Source organism: Pseudonocardia terrae (assembly GCF_021343995.1).
Taxonomy (GTDB): Bacteria; Actinomycetota; Actinomycetes; order Mycobacteriales; family Pseudonocardiaceae; genus Pseudonocardia; species Pseudonocardia terrae.
Map to the genome: position 1 here is coordinate 40,984 of NZ_JAJTTE010000011.1, position 22,057 is coordinate 63,040.

Annotated in this window: 20 protein-coding genes; 8 read left to right on the forward strand and 12 right to left on the reverse strand. The window is 75.1% G+C overall.

Features of this window, described 5'->3' with window-relative positions; all coding sequences use genetic code 11:
- Positions 1–556: 556 nt before the first annotated feature.
- Positions 557–1,420: a glycosyltransferase family 2 protein gene (locus LWC33_RS09650; RefSeq protein ID WP_233303927.1), complete on the forward strand. Its 864-nt coding sequence runs from the start codon at positions 557–559 to the stop codon at positions 1,418–1,420.
- Here the strand turns inward: LWC33_RS09650 and LWC33_RS09655 are convergent.
- Complete coding sequence (locus tag LWC33_RS09655) at positions 1,410–2,372, reverse strand: glycosyltransferase family 9 protein (RefSeq protein WP_233303928.1); 963 nt, start codon at positions 2,370–2,372, stop codon at positions 1,410–1,412. The two genes, LWC33_RS09650 and LWC33_RS09655, sit on opposite strands and share 11 nt — an antisense overlap.
- On the reverse strand, positions 2,365–3,480 hold the full coding sequence (locus LWC33_RS09660) for a glycosyltransferase (RefSeq protein ID WP_233304027.1): 1,116 nt from the start codon (positions 3,478–3,480) through the stop codon (positions 2,365–2,367). Before LWC33_RS09660 ends, LWC33_RS09655 begins: the two co-directional genes overlap by 8 nt.
- A 44-nt stretch (positions 3,481–3,524) precedes the next feature.
- On the opposite strand from LWC33_RS09660, the gene LWC33_RS09665 reads away from it, so the two are divergent.
- On the forward strand, positions 3,525–4,727 hold the full coding sequence (locus tag LWC33_RS09665; RefSeq protein ID WP_233303929.1) for a glycosyltransferase family 9 protein: 1,203 nt from the start codon (positions 3,525–3,527) through the stop codon (positions 4,725–4,727).
- On the forward strand, positions 4,724–4,891 hold the full coding sequence (locus tag LWC33_RS09670) for a hypothetical protein (RefSeq protein WP_233303930.1): 168 nt from the start codon (positions 4,724–4,726) through the stop codon (positions 4,889–4,891). Before LWC33_RS09665 ends, LWC33_RS09670 begins: the two co-directional genes overlap by 4 nt.
- Positions 4,892–6,195: 1,304 nt before the next feature.
- On the opposite strand, the gene LWC33_RS09675 is transcribed toward LWC33_RS09670, so the two are convergent.
- The 5 genes from LWC33_RS09675 to LWC33_RS09695 form a co-directional block, all read right to left on the reverse strand.
- On the reverse strand, positions 6,196–6,942 hold the full coding sequence (locus tag LWC33_RS09675) for an HNH endonuclease signature motif containing protein (protein WP_233303931.1): 747 nt from the start codon (positions 6,940–6,942) through the stop codon (positions 6,196–6,198).
- Between the two features lie 837 nt (positions 6,943–7,779).
- Positions 7,780–8,181, reverse strand: a complete 402-nt coding sequence (locus tag LWC33_RS09680) for a DUF3618 domain-containing protein (protein ID WP_233303932.1) — start codon at positions 8,179–8,181, stop codon at positions 7,780–7,782.
- Entirely contained in the window at positions 8,178–8,615 is a 438-nt protein-coding gene (locus LWC33_RS09685; protein WP_233303933.1) for a phage holin family protein, read from the reverse strand. Before LWC33_RS09685 ends, LWC33_RS09680 begins: the two co-directional genes overlap by 4 nt.
- Before the next feature lie 42 nt (positions 8,616–8,657).
- Positions 8,658–10,028: a cytochrome P450 gene (locus LWC33_RS09690; RefSeq protein ID WP_233303934.1), complete on the reverse strand. Its 1,371-nt coding sequence runs from the start codon at positions 10,026–10,028 to the stop codon at positions 8,658–8,660.
- 102 nt (positions 10,029–10,130) lie between these two features.
- A complete protein-coding gene (locus LWC33_RS09695; RefSeq protein ID WP_233303935.1) occupies positions 10,131–10,358 on the reverse strand; it encodes a hypothetical protein in 228 nt (75 codons plus the stop codon).
- Between the two features lie 113 nt (positions 10,359–10,471).
- On the opposite strand from LWC33_RS09695, the gene LWC33_RS09700 reads away from it, so the two are divergent.
- Positions 10,472–11,320, forward strand: a complete 849-nt coding sequence (locus LWC33_RS09700; RefSeq protein WP_233303936.1) for a uroporphyrinogen-III synthase — start codon at positions 10,472–10,474, stop codon at positions 11,318–11,320.
- A 12-nt stretch (positions 11,321–11,332) separates the two neighbouring features.
- Here the strand turns inward: LWC33_RS09700 and LWC33_RS09705 are convergent, their stop codons facing one another.
- Positions 11,333–14,533, reverse strand: a complete 3,201-nt coding sequence (locus tag LWC33_RS09705) for an acetyl-CoA carboxylase family protein (RefSeq protein WP_233303937.1) — start codon at positions 14,531–14,533, stop codon at positions 11,333–11,335.
- Positions 14,530–16,110, reverse strand: a complete 1,581-nt coding sequence (locus LWC33_RS09710) for an AMP-binding protein (RefSeq protein WP_233303938.1) — start codon at positions 16,108–16,110, stop codon at positions 14,530–14,532. The genes LWC33_RS09705 and LWC33_RS09710 overlap by 4 nt, the downstream gene beginning before the upstream one ends.
- 358 nt (positions 16,111–16,468) lie before the next feature.
- Here LWC33_RS09710 and LWC33_RS09715 point away from each other — a divergent pair, with 358 nt between their 5' ends.
- The 3 genes from LWC33_RS09715 to LWC33_RS09725 all read left to right on the forward strand — a co-directional run bounded on the left by LWC33_RS09715 (position 16,469) and on the right by LWC33_RS09725 (position 19,720).
- Positions 16,469–18,073: a peptide chain release factor 3 gene (locus LWC33_RS09715; RefSeq protein WP_233303939.1), complete on the forward strand. Its 1,605-nt coding sequence runs from the start codon at positions 16,469–16,471 to the stop codon at positions 18,071–18,073.
- 8 nt (positions 18,074–18,081) lie between these two features.
- A complete protein-coding gene (locus tag LWC33_RS09720) occupies positions 18,082–19,374 on the forward strand; it encodes a D-arabinono-1,4-lactone oxidase (protein ID WP_233303940.1) in 1,293 nt (430 codons plus the stop codon).
- Positions 19,375–19,435: 61 nt separating this feature from the next.
- Positions 19,436–19,720 (forward strand): hypothetical protein, encoded by a 285-nt coding sequence (locus LWC33_RS09725; protein ID WP_233303941.1) that lies wholly within the window; start codon positions 19,436–19,438, stop codon positions 19,718–19,720.
- A gap of 21 nt (positions 19,721–19,741) precedes the next feature.
- Here LWC33_RS09725 and LWC33_RS09730 read toward each other — a convergent pair whose 3' ends face one another.
- Complete coding sequence (locus LWC33_RS09730) at positions 19,742–20,158, reverse strand: ester cyclase (protein WP_233303942.1); 417 nt, start codon at positions 20,156–20,158, stop codon at positions 19,742–19,744.
- A 274-nt stretch (positions 20,159–20,432) separates the two neighbouring features.
- On the opposite strand from LWC33_RS09730, the gene LWC33_RS09735 reads away from it, so the two are divergent.
- Positions 20,433–21,110: a pentapeptide repeat-containing protein gene (locus LWC33_RS09735; RefSeq protein ID WP_233303943.1), complete on the forward strand. Its 678-nt coding sequence runs from the start codon at positions 20,433–20,435 to the stop codon at positions 21,108–21,110.
- Here the strand turns inward: LWC33_RS09735 and LWC33_RS09740 are convergent.
- Together LWC33_RS09740 and LWC33_RS09745 are read right to left on the reverse strand one after the other, a co-directional pair.
- Positions 21,094–21,474: a hypothetical protein gene (locus LWC33_RS09740; protein WP_233303944.1), complete on the reverse strand. Its 381-nt coding sequence runs from the start codon at positions 21,472–21,474 to the stop codon at positions 21,094–21,096. The genes LWC33_RS09735 and LWC33_RS09740 overlap by 17 nt on opposite strands.
- Positions 21,471–21,968, reverse strand: coding sequence for an NADPH-dependent FMN reductase (locus LWC33_RS09745; RefSeq protein ID WP_233303945.1), 498 nt, complete (start codon positions 21,966–21,968; stop codon positions 21,471–21,473). The genes LWC33_RS09740 and LWC33_RS09745 overlap by 4 nt, the downstream gene beginning before the upstream one ends.
- Positions 21,969–22,057: the final 89 nt, after the last annotated feature.

Below are 22,057 nucleotides of genomic sequence, written 5' to 3' on the forward strand. Positions count from 1 at the left end.
GGAGGAGGGATGCCCGGCACCGCGCCGTCGACACTCCGGGACACTTCACACTTCGGACCGGAAACAGCTCCGCCGAACCAGGAATACCCCAGGCCGGGAACAGCTCCGCGCCGGACCGTGAACACCTCGGACCAGGGACAGCTCCGCGCCGGACCGTGAACACCTCGGACCAGGAACACCTCCGCGTCGGACCGGGAACACCTCAGGCCAGGAACAGCTCCGCGTCGGCACACCCGGGCCCGGTGTCCGCCCGTCCCGCCGCGAGGTCGGCGACGGCCCCGCTCCTTGCGCTGCAGCACGGCTCCGGGGAGCCGCAGCCGCCGCACGGCGTACCGGGGGAGCAGTTCCAACCCGGGCGTCGCGCCGTCGTCGCGCCACGGCTCGAGCGCGTACCGCAACAACGGGCCGTGGTGGGCCCGGGCGACACGGGTCGGAGCGCATGCGTCGGTGCCGACCGGGTAGCCGCGGGCGTGAACGATCCCGACCGGAAGGTGGACGAGAGCATGAAGGCCGTCGTGTCGAACGGGCCCGGCAAGGTCGTCGTGGACCCGGCGGCGTGAGCGGCCCGACCCGCCCGGGGCGGATCGAGGCCGACCCTGGAAACGAGCCCGCAGCCGCGGCGGTGGTCGAGGTGCTGGTGCCCACCCGCAACCGCCCGGTGGAGCTGGCCACCACGCTTGCCGGCCTGGCCGCCCAGGACCACCCGTTCGACGTCGTCGTCTCGGACCAGTCCGATGACGCCGCGTCCTACGACACCGAGCCGGCCCGGGCGATGATCCGGGTGCTGGAGCTGGGCGGGCACCGGGTCCGCACCCGGCGCCACCTGCCCCGCCGCGGGGTCATCGAACACCGGGCCGCGCTCCTGGCCGCCTCGACGGCGCCGTACGTGCTCTTCCTCGACGACGACGTCTGGCTCGCCCCGGGCACGATCGCCCTCCTGCACGAGGCGATCACGGAGCTGGGCTGCGGGATGGTCGGCGCGGCCATGCAGGGCCTTTCCCACGTCGACGACGAGCGGCCCGCCGAGCAGGAGCCGTTCGCGCGCTGGGCCGGGGCGCCGGTCCCGGAGACGCTGCACCCCGACACCCCCGAGTGGGAGCGCTGGCGGCTGCACAACGCGGCCACCCCGATCCACCTCGCCCGCCGGCACCTGCGACCGGGGGAGCGGTGGTTCGCGTACAAGATCGCCTGGGTCGCGGGCTGCGTGCTCTACGACCGCGAGGCGCTCGTGGCGGCCGGCGGTTTCGACTTCTGGCGCGACGTGCCCGAGGAGGCCGTCGGCGAGGACGTCGTGGCCGAGCAGCGGGTCATGGCCAAGTTCGGCGGGGCCGGGATCCTGCCGTCCGGCGCTGTGCACCTGGAGTCGGACACCACGATCCCGGACCGCCCGGTGACCGCCGACGGCCTGCTCAGGGGCTGAGCGACGACGGGACGGGCGCCGGGAGGGCCGCCCGCACCGCCGCGGCCACGTCGGCCGGAGGGACGTCGGCCATGCAGGCCGGGCCCCCGGCCGGCGGGCTCAGCGGGCACCGGGCCTCCCACCAGCACACCTGCTCGGTGATCGCGGTGGGACGCCGGTGCGGGCACTCCGGCAGACCCTGCAGGTTGGTGGCCGGGTCATCGAGCCCGTAGCGGGCCGCGAGGGTGGGACCGAACAGGCCGACGGTGCGGGCGCCGACCGCCGCCGCGACCCGCGCCGGCCCGGTGTCGCCGCCCACCACGACCCCGCCGCGCCGCGCGACGGCGGTGAACCGGGCCGCGAGCCCGCGCAGGTCCGTCGGCGGCAGCTCGGGGGCCGGTGCGCCCGGGCCCACGGCCACCACCGGGACGTCGGGCAGCAGTTCCACCAGCGCGGCCCAGTGCGGCCAGAGCTTCACCGCCATCCCGGCGCCCGGTACGAGCACGACCGGCACGTCGTCGGGCAGGTCCGCCGCGGCGTCGTCGACCTCGGTGTCGGTGAGGTGGATCCGCGACGGCCGGTACCCCGGCCCGGCGAGGCCCTCCTCGGCGAGGATCCGGACGTACCGGCGCGAGACGGGCTCGTCGGGCGGGGGAGACCGCCACAGGTTCGTGACGCCGGGGACACCGCGCTCGGCGACGAGATCCGGGATCCCGTGCAGCCGGGTGGTGCTCACGACGAGGTCGGTGTGGTCCAGCGCGGCCCCGACCGCCTCCCGCTCGTGGCCCTTCTCCGCCCGGAGCACCTCGGTCACCGTCGGATCGGTGTCGAGCAGGGTGGCGCCCGGATCGTGGGTGAGCACGCGCAGGGCGGCGTGCGGGAAGCGCTCCGCGAGCCCGTGCACCACCGGCAGCGCCATGACGAGGTCGCCCAGCCCGCCGAGCAGGTCGATGACGAGGATGTCGTCAGGCACGCCCGCGGACCCCGGCGTAGACGTCGCGGTGCAGGTCGGCGATCCGCTCCCAGCTCCGCGCGGCCCCGACCGCCTCCCCGCCCGCGGCCACCCGCAGCCGCAGGGCCGGGTCGTCGAGCAGCCGGCGCAGGGCGTCGGCCAGCACGGCACCGTCGCGGACCTTCGGGGCGACCACCACGGTCTCGCCGTCGACCAGTTCGGGATCGGGCGGGTCGGCCCGGGTGACGACCGTCGGCAGGCCGTGCGCGAAGGCGGACAGCAGCGCGCCGCTCTTCGTGGTGGCGCCGGCCGTGAGCGGGAAGGCCGCGAGGTCGGCGGCGTGCAGGGCGGCGGAGACCTCCTTCTCGGGCAGGTGCCCGGTCACCGTGACGTGCTTGGCGACGCCCGCCGCCTCGATCTGGCCGAGCAGCTCGGCCCGGAAGGCCTGCGCCTCGTCCTCCGGCAGCGCGAGCGAGGTGAACCCGCCGACGACGAGCAGGTGCAGCCGGTCCCGGCCCTCGGCGCGGAGCCGCGCGAGCGCCTCGGCCAGGTACCGGACGCCCTTGACGGGGTGCACGAACCCGAAGAAGGCGACGACCTCGGCGTCGTCCGGGACCCCGAGCCGGCGACGGGTGTCGGTGCGTGGCGCCGGCCCGAGGTCCGGCACGTTCGGCGCCAGCGGTACGAGCACCGGGGCGATGCGCATGCGCTCCCGCAGCGCCCGTTCGTGGCCGGCGTTGGTGGTCAGCACGGCGGCGCTGCGGGGCACGAGCCGCCAGGTCTCGCGGTCGAACCCGCGGCGCTCGACCGCGCGCCAGGTCCTCTCGGGTACCCAGGACGGGGAGGCCCACCAGCCGTACTCGTGCACCGTCGTCACGACGGGGGCGCCAACCAGGTCGGGGAGCAGGCCGGGCCAGGGGGAGAAGCCGAACGCCGAGGGCGCGAACTGCACGTGCACCACCTCGGGTCCGAGCGCGCGGATCCGCCGCGCCGCGCGGGCGACGTCCGCCGGCGACCGGGCCACGCTCACGGGCTCGACGTCCTCGCCGGCCTTCCGGAGCGTCTCGACCAGGTGGGCGGTGTAGTCGGCCACGCCGTCGCGGGCGGGATCGGCCCCGCCCTGCACCATCACGATCACGGGGGGACGGTTCCCGAGGAGCAGGCCGCGAAACGGTGAGCAGGATTGATCCAGGGTTGATCAACGCCTGCGCGGGAACACACCTGATCGTGTTCGAGCACCCGGCGGCCCTGGCGGGCGCCCCCGTGAACTGGCCGGCCCTGCGCCGGATCCTCGTCGTGCGGCCGGACAACCTGGGCGACGTCCTGCTCACCGGGCCGGCCCTCGCCGCGCTGCGGGCCGCGGCCCCGCACGCCCGGATCGAGCTGCTCGCCTCGCCGGGCGGCGCCGCGGCGGCCGCCCTGCTGCCCGAGATCGACGACACCGTGGTCGCGCGGGTGTCGTGGCAGCAGATCGACGGGCCGACAGCCGACGACCGCGACCCGGACGGCGACCTCGTCGCCGAGCTCACGGGCCGCCGCTACGACGCCGCGGTGCTGCTGACCTCGTTCTCCCAGTCGCCCTGGCCCGCCGCCGAGGTCTGCCGGAGGGCGGGGATCCCGGTCCGCGCCGGACTGTCGAAGGAGTTCGGCGGGACCGCGCTCACGCACTGGGTGCCCGCCCCCGCCGACGCCCTGCACCAGGTCGACCGGGCCCTCCACCTGCTCGGACGGCTCGGGATCCCCGCGGCCGCCCGCACCCTGCACGCCGCGGTCCCCGCGACCGGCCGCTGCCGTGCGCGCGCCGCGCTCGCCGGGCTCGGGCTGCCGGCGGGTCCGTACGCCGTGCTGCTGCCCGGCGCCTCCTGCCCGTCGCGGCGGTACCTCGGGTTCCGGGAGGTCGCGGGCGGGCTCGGGAGCCGGCTCCCGGTCGTCGTTTCCGGACCGGCGGCGGAGGAGGAGCTGGTGCGGTCGGTCGCCGACGGGCTGGCCGGGGTCTATCCGCTGGCCGGGGCGCTCGACGTGCCGGGCCTGGCCGGCCTGCTCGCCGGGGCGGCGGTGGCCGTGACCAACAACAGCGGCGGCATGCACCTCGCCGACGCCGTGGGCGCGCCGGTGGCCGTGCTGTTCGCCGGCACCGAGGACGTCGACCAGTACCGGCCGCGGTCCGTGCCCGCCGCCGTCCTGGGCCGCCCGGTCTCGTGCAGCCCGTGCCGGCAGTTCCGCTGCCCGTTCGCGCTGGAGTGCCTCGACGTGCCGCCCGACGAGGTCGTCTCCGCCGCCCTCGACCTCGCCCGCCCGGCGCTCACCGGGGTGTCCGGTGGGGACGCGGAGGTGTCTGGTGTGGAAACGGCCGAGGCGGGAATCCCCGTCGCATGAGCACTCCCCGAGAGAACGATCCCGAGCTGCGCGACGTCATGGTCCCCGAGGAGCAGGCCCACCCGGACCACCGCGAGCATGCCAAGACGCCGCACCCCGTCGACGACGACGAGCTCGAGGCCCGCACCGAGCACGAGCGGCGTCAGGTCGACGCCGACCGCTGAGCGGAGCGAGCATCGGCGCTGAGCGGAGCCTGCGGAGCGAGCATCGGCGCTGAGCCGGTCCGGTCGGAAGGGGCGCGATCCACACCGGATCGCGCCCCTCGTCGCGTCAAGACGCCGCGGAGGAGTCCAGGAGGGCCAGGGCGGAGGCCTCGAGGACGTGGGCGGCGTGCCTCGAGGCCGAGCGCCTGCACGTCGGCCAGGACGACGAAGGGCCGAGGGAGCGGTGCACGCCAAAGCGTCATTCGGTTGACGTGACCCGGCGAGGACTGCCGGAGCCACGACACCCCTCCGGTCGCGGCGTCCGGCCGTCGGGGACGGTAGGGACGCGGGGCCGTCGGAACACCTGCCGCGCGACAGAAGTGTTCAACGCGCCTGATACCGAGCCGGTCCGGTCCCGGTGGAACGTGCCGAAGGTGCGGTCCGGCATGGACGTGACAGGAGTCCGTGCTGGGGGGGCGCCGGGCTCGTTTGGCAGCGGCTGTGAGCGTGATCGTGGTCGGCGGCCGGGAAGGCGATGGGCGGGACGATCACGGGCGCTCCCGCAGCAGGTGTCTCGCTGTGATCGCCACTCATGACCGATTGCGGTCATGAGTGGCCGGGACGTGTCCGCGGCGACGATCATGGGAGTTCCGCGCAGCACGTACCTCCGGTGATCGCCGGACGTGACCGATCGCGGCCATGAGTGGCCGGGAGGTGTCCGCGGCGACGGATCATGTGCGCATCCGCAGCAGGTGCGTCGCGGTGATCGCCGGGCGGGATCGATCACGGCCGCCACGCCTCGCTGCCGCCGGAGGGCGCCAGCACGATCGTGCACGGCACCCCGGAGAAGGCGGCGGGTCGCCGGCTGACGGGCCGACGAGCCCGAGGCCTTCGACCGCCGCGTCGCCGACCCCGTCGACCCGATGCGGCTAACGCCGTCGGCGTCCGAGCGCGGTGAGCCCGGGAGGGCGCTGCGCGGAACGATCAAAAGCGCTGCCGCAGCACGCCCGCTGATCGCCGGGCGGGACCGATCGCGGCCATGAGCGGCCGGGAGGTGTCCGCGGCGACGATCATGGGTGCTCCCGCAGCAGGTGTCTCGCTGTGATCGCCAGGTGGGACGGATCGCGGCCATGAGCGGCCGAGAGGTGTCGGCAGCGGCGATCCTGGAATTCAGCGCAGCCGTGACCGCGCAGTGCTGCCGGTCCAGGTCTCCGGTGCACACGGGCAGGCCCCGATCGGGCTGGCCTGGCTCGGCGGGCGTGGGGACGATGCAGGCGCTGGTCCCGCCGGTCGACGGGTGGGCGCTACGTCGAGTGCCGCGCGTGTCAGCTGACCGGCTGCAGGAGCGGTGGCGGTCGTCGGCGGGGGGTGCGGCTGAGGTCGATCCAGGACGGTGGGATGAACTCCGGTAGGCCGTCGAGGATGCGGGCTTCCCAGTGGGAGTGGTGGATGAGCCGGTGGTGGACCGCGCAGAGCATGACGAGGTTGTGCAGCGTGGTGGGGCCGCCGTGTTGCCATTCGTGGACGTGGTGGATGAGGAGCTCGATCAGCTGGGTGCCCCAGGTGTGCAGCTCGGAAGGCGGGTAGAGGGCGGCTTTGGCGGCGAGTTGGACCTCGGCGCTGGCCCAGGTCTCCGGCGACAGCCGGCGGGCGGGGCCGCTGTCGAGGAGGCGGGCGATGACCTCGACGTGGCGTAGCCCGGCCTCGCCGGCGGCGAACACGGTGGCGGTGGCCGGGAGCCGGGCGGCCAGGGCCGCGCCGTCGAGCCCGATCTGTGCGCACACGTTCTCGGCGGCGATCACCCGGCGGCGGGCCTCGAAGCGTTCCCAGCCGAGCAGGTCCGACAGCGCCCCGGTGGGGGAGCGGTAGCCGCGCTCGGCGAACACCCCGCGCCGCTGCAGATCCGCGGTCGCCTCGACCATCGCCCGGTCCAGCGCCCGTCGGGCCTCTTCGAAGGCACGCAGCCCATCGACGACCGCGTCGGCCGTCGCGGTGGGTCCGGCGGCGTCGACCAGGTGCGCGATCGCCTGCTGGAGGCGTTCGCGCGCGGTGCCGACCGGACCTGCGTCCATGCGTGGATCATAGTCGAACAGATGTTCGAGCGAGGGTTGATGGTCGCAGGTCAGGAACCTTTTGGCGCAGCACGAGATCCCCAGCGCATGCCGCGTCGGAGGCCACAACCACTCGTCGCGATCCACCCACCGCCCGCCATGAACGACCGCGCCTTATCTGAATGCCGGGCCCTCCCCCGACGTCCCCTCTCGTTGACGACCGGGCGCAGCACCTGCCGATTCAGGGCCGCCCGGTCCGCGCTGACCGGCCACGACCTCCACGCAAGCCGTCCGTGCTCGACTGGGTGGCGCTTGCGACCGGGCCCGGGCGACGGACGGCCGTCGGGCTCGCTGGAGCAGCCGGCGAGGCCGGGCCGGTGGGTGGGCGGAATTCCTCGATCGTCTGCCGCCCTGCGATCGCTGGTCGACCTGATCGCGAGGGTCGGAAGGCGGCCGAGAGGAGGCAGGGGCCCGCAAGCCCGGGAGCACGACGTGCGCCGGATCGCGTAGAGCGGGGTGCCGTCGCCGCGGGCGAGCCACCGCGAACGGCGACACCGGCGGACCCACCGCCCAGACCTCCGAGGCGAAGCGCCTGCCCGACCGGTGCGCGATCACCTCGGACGGGTACGAGTCGCTGAAGACCAAGGTGCTCGGCCGCACGGTCGCTCGGTGCAGCACCACGGCCGCATCCCCACTCATGATCGTCGTTTCGGACCGCTGAGCCGACAAAATCGTCGGTCTTCGGTCACCAACGGCGTTCATGGATCCGGCACTCCACGAGCAGATGGAATCGGCACTCCGCGAACAGAAGGGGCGCGACCCCACGGATCGCGCCCCTCATCCCGTTCGTCGACGACGTCACTTCCGTCGCCGGCGCAGCACCACCAGGAGCGCCGTGAGCAGGGCCGCGCCGAGGCCTGCGGCGGCCAGAGTGGTGCGGCCGCGGCCGCCCAGCGCGGAGTCGAGGGTGTCGACCGCCTGCTTCGCCGTCCCGGCGGTCCGGTTCAGCACCTCGCCCCCGAGCTGCTGCGCCTGCCCCACTCCCGTCCTGACCTGCTCGGTCGCTTGTGCCACGCCCGTCTTGACCTGCTCGGTCGCCTGCGCCACCCCGGTTTTGACCTGCTCGGTCGCCTGGTCGCGGGCGGCCCGGGCGCGGGAGCCGACGTCGACCCGGTCGGCGAGTGCCGAGGCCGTCCGGCCCAGCTCGGCGCGCTCGGCACCGATCCGCTCCCGCAGCTCCTCGGGGGTCGGATCGGTCACCGGTGAACCTCTCGCTTGATCGTCTCGACGTCCGCCTTCGTGCTGCTGATCGCCTGCTCCGGCACCGGCGGGGAGGCGTTGCTGATCTCCTTCTTCGCCACGAGGGCGAGGATGCCGCCCAGCGCCACGAGCACCCCGCCGACGATCAGCGCCGACGCCCACACCGGCAGCACGAGGGAGAGGGCGGCGATGGCGGCGGCGACGAACGCCAGGCCGCCGGCGAGCGCGAGCACCGTGCCGGCGCCGGCCAGCCCGGCCCCGATGCCGAACGCCTTGCCCTTGCGCGTCACCTCCGCCTTGGCGAGCTGGACCTCGTCGGTCACGAGGGTGCGGACCTGGTCGGACAGCTGCCGCAGGAGGTCGGCGGTCGACAACTCGGCCGGGTCCGGCCGCGCGGTCCCGTCGCGCTGCTCTGGGTGGAGTGAGCTGGTCATGACTCTCGGCTACCCCCGGGCCCGAGCAGTACACACCGGGTGTCACCCGGTCGGTCGCACCCGTAGCCGCACGGCGAAGGGGTCCACGCCGGCCGGGAGCGGCGCCTGCGGGTCGATCACCGGAGCGGCGAGCTCCAGCTCCCGGCCGCGCAGCAGGTGCGCCAGGAACGACGACGTGGTGAACAGGACCAGCTCCCGGCCGGGGCAGCGGCCCGGACCGGCGCTGAACGGGACCAGGGCCGGGTCCTCCTGCGCGGCGCCGTCGAGCCACTGCTGCGGGTCGAAGCGGTTCGCGTCGGCGCGCGTGCGGCCGTCGCGGTGCAGGTACCAGGTCGGGATGATCATCGCGGTCCGCGCGTCGAGCTCGCCGCCATCCCAGCGCACCGGCCGCGTGGTCTCGCGGAGCAGGAGCGGCGTCGTCGGCCACAGCCGCACCGACTCCAGGACGGTCGCACGCAGCCGCGGCAGGTCCTGGGGCAGGGCGAGGTCGCGGTCGCCGATCTCCTCCCGGGCCCGGGTCAGCTCCGCGGGATGGGCGACGAGCGCGGCGAGGGCCCGCAGGGCGACCGCGCCCGCGGGGTCGTAGGCGAAGAGCCACTGCGGCACCTGGTCGACGGGGTCGACCTCCGGGTCCGCGGGCGTCCGGGCGATCATCTCGGCCAGGCTGCCCGGCTCGGCACGCTCCAGGTGCTCGCGCACCCGCGCGCGGAACCGCTCGCGGCGGGCCCGTCGCCGTGGCAGCAGGAAGGACCAGTTGGCCGCGTTGCGCAGCCGGGTCAGCTCGTCGGTGAGGTCGTGGTCGTCGCGGGCGCCGTCGCCGAGCACCACCCGGCGCACCACCCGCCACCAGGCGCGGACGAAGGCGTCCCAGTCGAGCTCACCGGTCCGGTCCATCTCCGCGCCGAGGACCCCGGCCTCCTGAGCGACAGCGCGGGCCATCACGGCGGCGTTGCGGTGCAACGGGTGCCCGGTGTCGAGTACGGCCTCGTTGAACCGTCGGCGTTCGGCGCGGGCCTCGCCGTGCGAGACGAGCACGCCGTGCGGCTGGAACTGGCCGAGCGCCTTGCGCTTCTCCCAGGTGTCCGGCGCGAAGGGCTCGGGGGTCTCGTCGAGGATCCGCCGGACGTCGTCGGCGTCGAGCACCAGCGCGGCCCTGCGCCCGGGCAGCCGCAGCCGCACCGGGCCGTGACCGTAGCGGGTCGAGAGGTCCTGCAGGACCCGCACGCCGCGGCCGTCGAGATCGGCCTTGCCGGCCAGGGCGACGACGTGGCGGCGCCGGGCGATCACCCCCTGCGCGACGATCGGCAGGATCGCCCCTGCGGCCCGCAGGGTGTCGCGGCCGGAGGCGAGCGGCAGGCCGGGCTCGCCGGTGTGGCGGGGCGGGGCGTCGAGCGGGGTCTGCTGCGTGGTCATGAGAGGCCGGTACCCGATGCCGGGCGGATCTCACGCGTCCCCGGCACGCCGCGGCGCCGGGCACCCGTGCGGATCCCGGCGCCGCGGCGGTGCGGTGGTGCCTCAGTCGCGACCCCGCTCGGTGGTGTCGTCGTCCGTGGAGGCGGGCATGTGGCCCTGGGCGGCCGGCACGTCGACCTGCGGGCCGCCGGGCACCTCGGCCATGGGCTCGACGCCCTGGGCCTGGTCGTCGGGCTCGGACCCGGGCGGCGCGGCCGGCGACCGCTCCTCGGTCCTCGTGTCGTGCAGGGTGCGCACCCGCTCGGGTCGCGGGTCGTCGTCACGGGTCATGCGGGGGAGCTACCCGGGCCGCCCCGCGTCCACTCGCGGGCGCCGTGTGACCGTCACGTGACGATGCCGTGCCCGATTCGGCGTTCCGGCCCCCGGCCGGTCACCATGCGGGGATGACAGCAGCGTCGGGACCGGACACGGCCACCGCGGAGGACGGGCCCCTGCACGGCCTCACCGTGGGGGTGACGGCCGCGCGCAAGGCCGAGGAGCTCGCCGGGCTCCTCGAGCGGCGCGGCGCCCGCGTGCTGCACGGCGCGGCGGTGCGGATCGTCGCGGTCGAGGACGACGACCGGGTCGTCGACCGCACCCGTGGCCTGCTCGCGGCCCCGCCGGACATCGTCGTGGCGACGACCGGGGTCGGGTTCAGCGGCTGGCTGGCCGGGGCCGAGCGCTGGGGCCTGCGGGAGGAGCTCGTCGCGACGCTGGGGCGCGGGGAGATCCTGGCGCGCGGGCCGAAGGCGCGCGGGGCGATCCGCGGCGCCGGCCTGACCGACGCCTGGTCCCCGGCCACCGAGTCCTCGGCCGAGGTGCTGGAGCACCTGCTGGACCGGGGCGTCGCCGGCCTGCGCATCGCGGTGCAGCTGCACGGGGACCCGTTGACCGAGCTGGTCGACGCGCTGACCGCCGCCGGCGCCGAGGTCGTCACGGTGCCGGTGTACCGGTGGGAGCTGCCCGCCGACCTCGGCCCGGTGGACCACCTCACCGACCGGCTGCTGGCCGGCGGGCTCGACGCCCTGACATTCACCAGCGCGCCTGCGGTGGCCGGCCTGCTCCGCCGCGCCGATGAGCGCGACTTGCGGGAACGCGTGGTCGAGGCGCTGCAGCGGACCCTCGTGGCCTGTGTCGGGCCGGTCACCGCCGCGCCGCTGGAGGCCCACGGCGTGCCGAACGTCCAGCCCGACCGGGCCCGGCTGGGCCCGATGGTCCGGGCCCTCGAGGCCGCGGTGTCCGCCCGGCGCTGAGCGGCCCCGACCTCACCAGGTGTCGACGAAGGGGCGCCGCTCGCCGAGCCGCCGCGGGGCGGCGTCGAGGGTCGCCCCGATCAGCGCCCGGGTGTCGGCCGGGTCGACGACGTCGTCGACCTCGAACACCGACGCCACGCTCAGCCCCTTGCCCCGCTCGTAGAGCGCCGCGATGAGCTCCGCCCGCCGGGCGGCCCGCGCGTCCGGGTCCGCGATGGCGGCCAGTTCCTTGCGGTGGGCGAGGTCGACCGAGCCCTCCAGGCCCATGCCGCCGAACTCGGCGGTGGGCCAGGCGAACGTCGCGTACGGCGCCTTGATGCTGCCGCCCAGCATGGCCATCGCGCCGAGCCCGTAGGCCTTGCGCAACACCAACGCCACCACCGGCACCGACAGGTTCGCGCCCGCCACGAACATCCGCGAGAAGTGCCGCACGGTCGCCGTCTCCTCGGACGCCGGACCGACCATGAACCCCGGCGTGTCGCAGAGCGAGAGGACCGGGAGGCCGTAGGCGTCGCACAGCTGCAGGAACCGCGCCGCCTTGTCCGCCGCGGGGGAGTCGATCGCCCCGCCGAGGTGGCGCGGGTTGTTGGCCAGCACCCCGACCGGACGACCGTCGAGCTCGGCCAGCACCGTGAGCACGCCGATCCCGAACCGGGGGCGCAGCTCCAGCACGCTGTCCGTGTCGAACAACCCCTCGACCACGGCGCGGACGTCGTAGGCGCGCAGGCGGTTCTCCGGCACGGCCCGGCGCAGCAGCCGCTGGTCCGGGCAGGGGACACCGCCGGGCGCGTCCGCCTCGCGCAGGTACCGCAGGTACCGGCGGGCGACCCGGACGGCCTCGGCCTCGTCGCGGACCAGGACGTCGACCACGCCGTTGGCGTCCTGCACCGTCATGGGCCCGATGTCCTCGGGCGCCACGACGCCCAGGCCGCCGCCCTCGATCATGGCCGGCCCACCCATGCCGAGGTTCGCGTCCTCGGTGGAGATCAGCACGTCGCAGCAGCCCGCGAGCGCGGCGTTGCCGGCGAAGCAGCGGCCCGAGACGATCCCGATCAGCGGTACCCGCCCGGACAGCCGCGCGAAGTCCCGGAAGGTCGGCACGTCGAGGCCGCTGATCTGCGCGGTGTCCGTGTCGCCCGGCCGACCGCCGCCACCCTCGGCGAACAGCACGACGGGGAGGCCGCCGCGCTCGGCCAGGTCGATCATCCGGTCGGTCTTGGCGTGGTTGCGCTTGCCCTGGGTGCCGGCGAGGACCATGTAGTCGTAGGCCATCACCACACAGCGACGGCCGTCGACGACCCCGATGCCGGTCACCATGCCGTCCCCGGTGGTGTTCTCGATCAGGTCGTCGAGGGGGTGCCGGCGCGTCTGGGCCGCGATCGACAGCGCCCCGTACTCGACGAACGACCCGGGCTCGCACAGGTCGGCGATGTTCTCCCGAGCGGTGCGGTGCCCGGTCCGCCGCCGCTTCGCGACGGCCGCGGGCCGGTTCTCGTCGAGCCCGAACCCGCGCCGCCGGCGGACCTCGGCGAGGTCGCGGCGGATCGCGTCCGGGTCGCCCTCCTCGTCGGCGGCGTGCGCGGCCGCGTCGAGCTCGCCCGGGGTGAAGTCGGCCAGCACCGAGCCCTCGTCGACGACGTCGCCGACGGCCACGCCGATCTCGCCGAGCACGCCGTCGGCCGGGGCGGTGACCAGGTGCTCCATCTTCATCGACTCGAGGACGAGCACGGTGCGCCCGCGGGCCAGCGCGTCGCCGCGCGCCGCCTCGACCGCCACCACCACGCCGGCCATCGGAGCCAGGACCTTGCCCGCGTCGGTGCCGGCGTTCCCGTCGGCGCCGGGGACGGGCCCGTCGGGCGCGATCGCGGGCAGGACCTCCTCGACGAACCCGGTGTGGATGCGCCCCTCCTCCAGCTCCGGCCGGGCGACGAGCGCGCGCAGCGCGGGGATCGTGGTCGGCGGCCCGGCCACGTCGAACTCGCCGAGGGCGCGGTCGAGCCGACGCAGCAGCCGGGTCAGGTCGCCGCCCGGCTCGGTGACGACGACCTTGGCCAGCAACGAGTCGAACCGTGGGCCGACGACGTAGCCGGCGTGGCCGTGGGTGTCGACGCGAACGTCGCGGCCGCCCGGCGGACGGAACCGGCGCAGCTCGCCCACCCCCGGCCGCACGCCGCCGTCGGGCAGCAGGGTCTCGGTGTTCACCCGGGCCTGCACCGCGAGCCCGCGCGGTGCCGGCGGGTGCGCAGGGTCCAACCCGAGTTCGGACAGCGTCGCCCCGGCCGCGATCCGCAGCGCGGCCTCGACCAGGTCCACCCCGGTGACCTCCTCGGTCACCGTGTGCTCCACCTGCAGCCGCGGGTTGACCTCGAGGAACGCGATGTCGTCCCCGGCCACGAGGAACTCCACCGTGCCCAGCCCGCGGTAGCCCTCGAGCAGGTCCCGGGCGTGGGCGAGGAGCCGGGCCCGCAGGTCGTCGGGCAGCCACGGGCTGGGGGCGAACTCGACGAGCTTCTGCCGGCGGCGCTGCAGCGTGCAGTCCCGCTCGCCGAGGGCGACGACCCCGGACCCGTCCCCGACGACCTGCACCTCGACGTGCCGGGCGTCGGGCAGCAGCCGCTCGACGTAGACCCGTCCGTCGCCGAAGGCCTGCTCGGCCTCCGAGCGGCACCGCTCCAGCGCCCCGGCCAGCTCGTCCGGGGTGTGCACCGGCCGCATGCCGCGCCCGCCGCCTCCCGCCAGCGCCTTGACCATCACCGCGGCACCCGGGCCGAGGGACTCCAGGAACTCCCGCGCCCCGGCGAGGTCGACCGGCCCGTCCGACGCGGGCAGGACCGGCAGCCCGCGGGCCGCCGCGGCCGCCCGTGCGCGTACCTTGTCCCCGAAGGTCTCCAGCACCTCGGGGCCCGGCCCGACGAGCGTCAGCCCGGCGTCGGCGCAGGCCCACGCGAAGCCCGGGTCCTCGGCGAGGAAGCCGTAACCGGGATGGACGGTGTCGGCCCCGGCCGTGCGGGCCGCGGCGACGAGCGCGGCGGCGTCGAGGTAGGCGGCGGTCCCGGTGCCGGGCAACGGCACCCGCCGGTCGGCCAGCTCCGCGTGCAGGGCCCCCGGCTCGTCGGCCGTGGTCACCGCCACGGTCGTGTATCCGAGGTCGGCGGCCGCCCGGACGATCCGGACGGCGATCTCGCCGCGGTTGGCCACGAGCAGGACGGTCACGAGCGCCTCCCCACGACGATCCCGGCGGCGGTCCGGTCCCAGGCCCCGCCCGCCCCGCGGTCCCGCAGCACCGCCTTCTGCACCTTCTGCGTGGGCGTGCGCGGCAACGCGTCCGCGACCTCGACGTACCGGGGGACCATGAAGTACGGCATCCGGTCCACGCAGAACGCGATCAGCTCGGCCGGGTCGAACGCGTGCCCCTCGCGGAGCACGACCACGGCCTTGATCTCGTCCTCGGCCAGCTCGGAGGGCACGGCCACGACCGCGCTCTCGGCCACGGCCGGGAACTCGTCGAGCACCCGCTCCACCTCCATGGAGGAGACGTTCTCACCGCCCTTGCGCAGGGCGTCCTTGATCCGGTCCCGGAAGTAGTAGCGGCCCTCCTCGTCGACGGTGAACGCGTCGCCGGTGTGCAGCCACCCGTCCCGCCACATCTCGGCGGTCTTCTCCGGGAGCCCGTGGTAGCCCAGCATCACCGTCTCCGGCACCTCCGGCCGCACGATCAGTTCGCCGACCTGCCCGGGCGGGACGTCGCGCCCCTGCTCGTCGACGACCCGCAGGTCGTAGCCGGCCCGGGCGAACCCCGCCTGGCCGGGCCGGATCCGGTCGGGCGGACCGAGGATCACGCAGCCGATCTCGCTCATCCCGTAGGCGGTCGTGGCCTCGACGCCGAACCGCCGGCGGAAGGCGTCGACGTCGCCGGGCAGCGGCGACATCCCGGCCTGGCGCAGCGGGTTGTCCTGGTCGTCCGGGCGGGGCGGGGCCTGCGCGAGGAGCTGGGCGATCGTGCCGAGCATGCTCGTGAGCGTGATGCCGTGCTCGCGGACGGTGTCCCAGAACCGGGAGACGGAGAAGCCCGGCTCGACCACGCACCGGCAACCGTGGATCAGCGCGGCGTACACCCCGGCCCACTGGCCGGCGAGGTGGAACAGCGGCAGCGTGACGAGTACCCGGTCGTCGGGCCCCGGCGGCAGGAAGTCCTCGCGGGAGGCGTAGGTGTAGGCGTGCGCGTGCGAGGTCAGGACGCCCTTCGAGGCGCCGGTGGTGCCGGAGGTGTACATGATCGCGACGAGGTCCCGGCCGGTGACCGGCTCCGGCGCCGCCGCGGCTGCCGTGAGCAGCTCGCCGAACGTGACTGTCCGGAACCCCGCGAGCGTGCCCGTGCCGCGCACCACCACCGTGCGCAGCCGGGTCAGCTCCCCGGCGACCGCCGCCAGCCGCGGCAGGTAGGCCTCCTCGACGACGAGGGTCTCCGCGGCCGAGTCGTTGAGCACGTGCGCCAGGAACCGTCCCTTGTAGGCGGTGTTCACCGGGACCTCGACCGCGCCGGTCAGTGACAGCCCGAGCCAGGTGTGCACGAAGTCCAGGGTGTTGTCCAGCAGCAGGGCCACCGCGTCACCCCGGCCGACGCCGAGCGCGCGCAGCCCGCCGGCGATCCGCAGGGCCCGGGCATGGGCCTCGGCGAAGGTGTAGCGGCCGGTCGCGTCGACCTGGGCGAGCGCGTCGGGCGACCGGTCGAGCACGCGGTCGAACGCGTACCCGACCGTCCGGTGCGCGGGGGACGGGAGTCCCGGCATGAGCAGCCTCCTCGAATGTGACGTCTATGTCACATCGCTCGACCCTAACAGCCGAACGGCCGTTCAGGGAGCGGGTCGGCGCTCATCGAGGCGCTCGTCTTGGGTCCCGGTCACCCCGCAGCAGGCCGGACGCCGGGGCGTGCGCAGCGGAGCACGGCGAGAAGGACCCCACCGGCCAGCCCGGCGCAGCCCAGGGCCAGCACCTCGTACGAGGTCGCGGCCACGGTGGCACCCGCGACGGACCCGCGGTGCGCGACGACACGTTCCGCCCCGTCCCCGCACCGGCCGGGCACCCCGCACCGGTGGTTACCCTGGATCACGGCGCGTGCCACGGGGCCGCGGCGGAGGGAGTGCGCAGGTGGTGCAGGTCGGATCGGCCGTGGCGGGGGACGTGCTCGCGGAGGCCGGACGGCGCCGGTCGTTCGCGGTGATCAGCCATCCCGACGCCGGCAAGTCGACGCTCACCGAGGCGCTCGCCCTCCACGCCGAGGTCATCGACTCGGCGGGCGCGGTGCACGGCAAGTCCGGGCGCAAGGGCGTCACCTCGGACTGGATGGAGATGGAGCGCCAGCGCGGCATCTCGGTGTCCAGCGCGGTGCTGCAGTTCGCGTACAAGGACGCGGTCGTCAACCTGCTCGACACCCCGGGCCACGGCGACTTCTCCGAGGACACCTACCGCGTGCTCGCCGCCGTCGACGCCGCGGTGATGCTGCTCGACGCCGCCAAGGGCCTCGAGCCGCAGACGTTGAAGCTGTTCGACGTCTGCCGCTCGCGCAAGATCCCCGTCCTCACGTTCGTGAACAAGTGGGACCGCCCCGGCCGCGAGCCGCTGGAGCTGCTCGACGAGGTGGAGCAGACGATCGGGCTGCGGCCCATGCCCGTCACGTGGCCGCTCGGCGTCGCGGGGGAGCTGCGCGGGCTGATCGAGGTCGCCACCGGGGAGTTCACCCGCTACACGCGCGCGGCCGGCGGGGCGACCCGGGCCACCGCCGAGGTCGTGCCGGCCGAGGTGATCGCCGCCGAGGAGCCGCAGTTCTGGCAGACCGCGCAGGACGAGATCGCCCTGCTGGAGGAGATCGGCGCGCAGTTCGACGAGAAGGGCTTCCTCGCCGGCACCGCCACCCCGGTCCTGTTCGGGGCGGCGCTGTCGAACATCGGCGTCGCCCGGCTGCTCGACGCGCTGGTCGAGCTGGCCCCCTCGCCGTCGGAGCGCGAGGACGCCGAGGGCCGGCCCCGCGCGCTCGACGCCCCGCTGTCGGGCCTGGTGTTCAAGGTCCAGGCGGGCATGGACAAGGCGCACCGCGACCGGATGGCGTTCCTGCGGATCCACTCCGGGCGGTTCGAGCGTGGCATGGTGCTCACCCACGCCGCCACCGGCAAGCCCTTCGCCACCAAGTACGCGCAGTCGGTGTTCGGCAACCAGCGCACCACCGTCGAGGAGGCCTTCCCCGGCGACATCGTGGGGCTGGTCAACGCCAACGCCCTGCGCCCCGGCGACACCCTCTACGCCGCCGAACCGGTGCACTACCCGGCGATCCCGAGCTTCGCGCCCGAGCACTTCTCCGTGGCCCGCTGCGCCGACGCGGGCAAGAGCAAGCAGTTCCGCCGCGGCATCGAGCAGCTCGACGGCGAGGGCGTGATCCAGGTGCTGCGCTCGGAGCGCCGCGGCGACCAGGCGCCGGTGCTCGCCGCCGTCGGCCCGCTGCAGTTCGACGTGGTGGCCGCGCGGATGGCGTCGGAGTTCTCCGCCCCGATCACCCTCGAGCACCTGCCCTACCAGATCGCCCGGGTGACTGACGAGGCCGGCGAGCAGGCCCTGGCGTCGCAGTCCGAGTGCGAGGTGCTCATGCGCAGCGACGGGGTGCGGCTGGCGGTGTTCAGCAACAAGTGGCGCATGGACGTCGTGATCCGCAAGTTCCCGGACGTCGCCTTCGAGCCGCTGCTGGCCGGCACGGTCGCCTGAGCACGCCCGTGACCTGGCGGAACTGGGCCGGCAATCAGCGGACCCGGCCCGTCCGGGTCGTCGCGGCGCGCGACGCCGGCGAGGTCGCCGAGGCCGTGAAGGTCGCCGCCCGGGAGGGGCTGCGGGTCAAGGCGCTCGGCAGCGGCCACTCGTTCACCGGGATCGGGGTGCCCGACGGCGTCGCGATCCGGCCGCCCTCCACGCCGTCGGTGGTCCTCGACGGCGACCTCGCGACGGTGCCGGCCGGGCTGACGTTGCGGTCGCTCAACGCACTCCTGTGGGAGCAGGGCCGGGCCCTGCCGAACCTGGGCGACATCGACGCCCAGACGATCTCCGGCGCGATCTCCACCGGCACCCACGGCACCGGCGCCGCCCACCACGGCATCGCCGCACAGGTCCGCGGCCTGGAGATGGTGTTGGCCGACGGGTCGCTGCTGCGCTGCGCCGCCGACGAGAACCCGGAGGTCCTGCACGCCGCCCGCGTCGGGCTCGGCGCGTTGGGCGTGCTCACCTCGGTGACCCTGGAGACCGTGCCCGCGTTCCGGCTGCACGCCGTCGAGCGGGCGCTGCCGCTGGCCGAGGTCCTGGACGGCCTCGACGAGCTCGCCACCGCGAACGACCACGTCGAGTTCTACTGGTTCCCGCACACCGAGCTCGCAGTGCTCAAGCGCAACAACCGCACGGGGGCCTCCGGGCCCCGGCGCGGGCGGGCGGCCGAATGGATCGGCGACGAGCTGCTCGGCAACGCCGGCTTCGCCGCGGCCTGTGGGCTGGGCGCGCGGGTACCGGCGCTGGTGCCTCGGCTCAACCGGCTGATGGCCGGGCAGATGGCCGCCCCGGAGTACGTCGACCGCTCCTACCGCGTGTTCTGCAGCCCGCGGCGGGTGCGTTTCCTGGAGATGGAGTACGCGGTGCCGCGCGAGACGCTGGGGGAGGCGTTCGCGGGACTGCGGGCGGCCGCCGCGCGGCACGCCCGGGAGGTCACGGTGCCCGTCGAGGTCCGCGTGACCGCGGCCGACGACGTCCCGCTGTCCACGGCGTCCGGCCGCGACACCGCGTACCTGGCCGTGCACGTCGCCCGCGGCCGCCCGCACGAGGCGTACTTCGGGGCCGTCGAGTCGGTGATGACCGCGCTCGACGGACGTCCGCACTGGGGCAAGCTGCACAGCCGGACCGCCGCCGAGCTCCGCGGGCTCTACCCCGGCTTCGCCGCCTTCGTCGCCCTCCGGGACCGGCTCGACCCCGAAGGTCGCTTCCGCAACGCGTATCTGGACCGTGTGCTGGGCGTTCCCGGGGTGTGAGACGTGTCTGAGTTTGAGATTCCGCTTGTTTCGTAGGGCAGGCACGAGGTAGCTGTTAGACATGGCTAACGCGAGGCCGGCGGTCCGGGAGTTCCGGGTGCTCCGCCGGGCCTGCCTGGCACCGTCCACCCGCCCCGTCCGGCGGCTGGGCGCCCGCGCCGCGGACGACCGCTCCGTGCGGCTCGCCGTGGTCGCCGCGGTGGTCATGGTGGTGCTCGCCGGAGGCGTCCTCGCGGCCGTCTCCGCCGGTGCGCCGGTCGCCCTCGTGCTGGGCCTCTGCGTGGCCGCCCTGCTCGTCCGGCCGCTCGCCGTGCTGCGCCACCGGCGGGCCGGCCGCCGGCGCTGACGGCCCGCCCTCGCGGAGGGGCTACCCGAGCGGCGGCATCACACCGCAGCGCTGCAGCCAGCCCAGCCAGTCCCCGAAGTGCCACACCTCGATCGGCACGCCGTCATGCCAGTGGATGAAGTGCCCGCCGCTCGCCGCGGTGGCGAGCCCGGTGGGAGCGAGCGGCAGGAGCGGCGAGGCGCCGGTGAAGGTCGCGGTGCAGCTCCATCGCGCAGCGGTCGTGTCGCCGTCGTGCGACTCCTCGTGGACAGTCAGGGCGAAGTCGGGGAAGGCCTGGCGGAAGGCGGTGACGACCTGCTTCAGGCCCGCCCGGTCCATGTCCTCGAACGGCGGCATGTGGTAGGCGACGTCGGCGGGCAGCAGCTCGTCGAGGACGTCGACCTTCCCCGTCCGCCACACATCGCCGAAACGGGAGAAGAAGTCGGTCTGCGAGGACATGACACCCCCTGTGGGTCGGATGATGGAGCCGGGTGCTGACGCACGAGGGCGTCCACCGTCCTCGCGGGCGGTCGGGCCGGTCAAGGGTCGGACGGAGGCGTCTCGGTCCCGACTCCCGCTCCGTACCCGTTCGAGTGGGTGGGCCGACCGGGGCAGGTGGGCCGACCGGCCGGGGCGGGTGTGTCGGACCCGGGGGCCGTGAGAGCAGACGCTCCCGCCGGGCCCACTGCGGGGACCGCCTGGCGGGGGCGGGCCGCCCCGGTAGCGTCGCCGCGTGGCTCGCCGGACCCGCACGACCCGCACGACCAAGACCCGCCCCGACCCGCCCGACCTGCCGTCGTCGTACGACGCGGTGCCCGGGCCGCCGGACACCGGGGACCTGTGGGACGGGATCGAGGCCGGGTCGGATCTGGTCCTTCCCGAGCACGTCGCGGACCTGCGGCTGCACGAGTGCCGGTTCTCCGGCGTCGACCTCTCCGGCCGCACGCTCAGCGGGCTGCACTGCCGCGACACCGAGTTCCACCGCTGCGACCTCTCCGGCGCGGTGCTCGACGACGCCGTGTTCACCCGCGTCACGTTCACCGACTGCCGGTTCACCGGCGCGGAGCTCAACGGCGCCGGGCTCAACGACGTCCGGATCTCCGGCTGCCGCGCCGATCTCGCCCGGTTCCGGATGGCGAAGGGAACGTTCCTGCACGTCGAGGACACGTCGCTGCGCGGTGCGGACCTCTACCGCTTCAGCGCGCAGGACTGCGCGTTCCTGCGCTGCGACCTCGGCGAGGCCTCCCTGGAGGACGCCCGGCTGACCGGCACGGACCTGCACGGCTCGACCGTCGACGACCTGCGCGGCCCGCTCGCCCTTCGTGGCTGCCGGATCGGGCCCGACCAGCTGGTGCCGGTCGGGGCCCTGCTCCTCGCGGCGCTCGGGGTGGAGATCACCGACGGGCGCTGACGCCCCCGTCCGACCGCGGGGCGCGCGGCGGCTCGTGCAGGATCGCCGACACCCGCTGCCGGCTCACCCCGAAGAGCTTGCCGATCCGGGTGATCGACACCTCCTCGCGCTGCAGCGCCCGCGCCTCCTCGCGGCGGAACCGCCCGCCGACGCTGCCGAGGTCGTCGAGCGCCCGGGTCACGGCCTCGACGACCAGCGGTCGCTCCTCCTGCGTGACGATCTCGTGCCAGCTCAGGCCACCGGTGCGCAGGCGTTCGAGCTGCTCGACGCGCCGGCGGGCCTCGGCGAGGTCGGCGAGCGTGCGGTCGAGCTGGGAGCCGAGCTCGCGCAGGGCGGCTACCGCGGGGTCGGCCGGAGCGGTCACCGCAGGGCCATGAGGGCGGTCGCCACCGGCTTCCAGCGCTCGGTGTAGGCGTCGAGCTCCGGCGCCTCGGACCACGTCGCGTCGATCAGGTAGAGGCCGGGCAGCGCGCAGGTGCCGCCGAGCTCGGACAGCACCGGCTTGAGGGTCAGGTCGGGCGCCATGGCGTGCCCCGGCCCGGCGCCCAGCATCAGGGGCACGGCGACGACGTCCTGCAGGCCGGTGCCGCCCGCGAACTGGTCGAGGAAGAGCTTGAGCAGCCCGGTGTAGGTCGCCTTGAAGGTCGGGCTCGCGAACACGACCAGCGAGGACTCCTGGACCGTCTTCACGGCGGCCGCGACGGCCTCGTCGCCCCAGCCGAGCAGGCCCGGGCCCAGCTCGACGAGGTCGATCACGTGGTCGGGCGCGGCGCCGGTGAGCTTCTCGGCCAGCGCGGTGCCGGCCTGGAGGGTGCGGCTGGCGGGCTTCGGGTTGCCGACGACGACGGTGACGGTCACGTGCGCTCCTGCTCTCGATCTCCGGGTGTCGAGGGCCAGCATCGCATCCCGGCGGGCCTGCGCGCCGCCTCCTGCGCGGTCCGCCGCGC

Coding starts and splice junctions, on each gene's coding strand:
- LWC33_RS09700 (WP_233303936.1), top strand. CDS start 10,472: ATGACAGCAGCGTCGGGACCGGACACGGCCACCGCGGAGGACGGGCCC.
- LWC33_RS09690 (WP_233303934.1), bottom strand. CDS start 10,028: ATGACCACGCAGCAGACCCCGCTCGACGCCCCGCCCCGCCACACCGGC.
- LWC33_RS09725 (WP_233303941.1), top strand. CDS start 19,436: ATGGCTAACGCGAGGCCGGCGGTCCGGGAGTTCCGGGTGCTCCGCCGG.
- LWC33_RS09660 (WP_233304027.1), bottom strand. CDS start 3,480: ATGGTGCAGGGCGGGGCCGATCCCGCCCGCGACGGCGTGGCCGACTAC.
- LWC33_RS09685 (WP_233303933.1), bottom strand. CDS start 8,615: ATGACCAGCTCACTCCACCCAGAGCAGCGCGACGGGACCGCGCGGCCG.
- LWC33_RS09710 (WP_233303938.1), bottom strand. CDS start 16,110: ATGCCGGGACTCCCGTCCCCCGCGCACCGGACGGTCGGGTACGCGTTC.
- LWC33_RS09730 (WP_233303942.1), bottom strand. CDS start 20,158: ATGTCCTCGCAGACCGACTTCTTCTCCCGTTTCGGCGATGTGTGGCGG.
- LWC33_RS09675 (WP_233303931.1), bottom strand. CDS start 6,942: ATGGACGCAGGTCCGGTCGGCACCGCGCGCGAACGCCTCCAGCAGGCG.
- LWC33_RS09670 (WP_233303930.1), top strand. CDS start 4,724: ATGAGCACTCCCCGAGAGAACGATCCCGAGCTGCGCGACGTCATGGTC.
- LWC33_RS09695 (WP_233303935.1), bottom strand. CDS start 10,358: ATGACCCGTGACGACGACCCGCGACCCGAGCGGGTGCGCACCCTGCAC.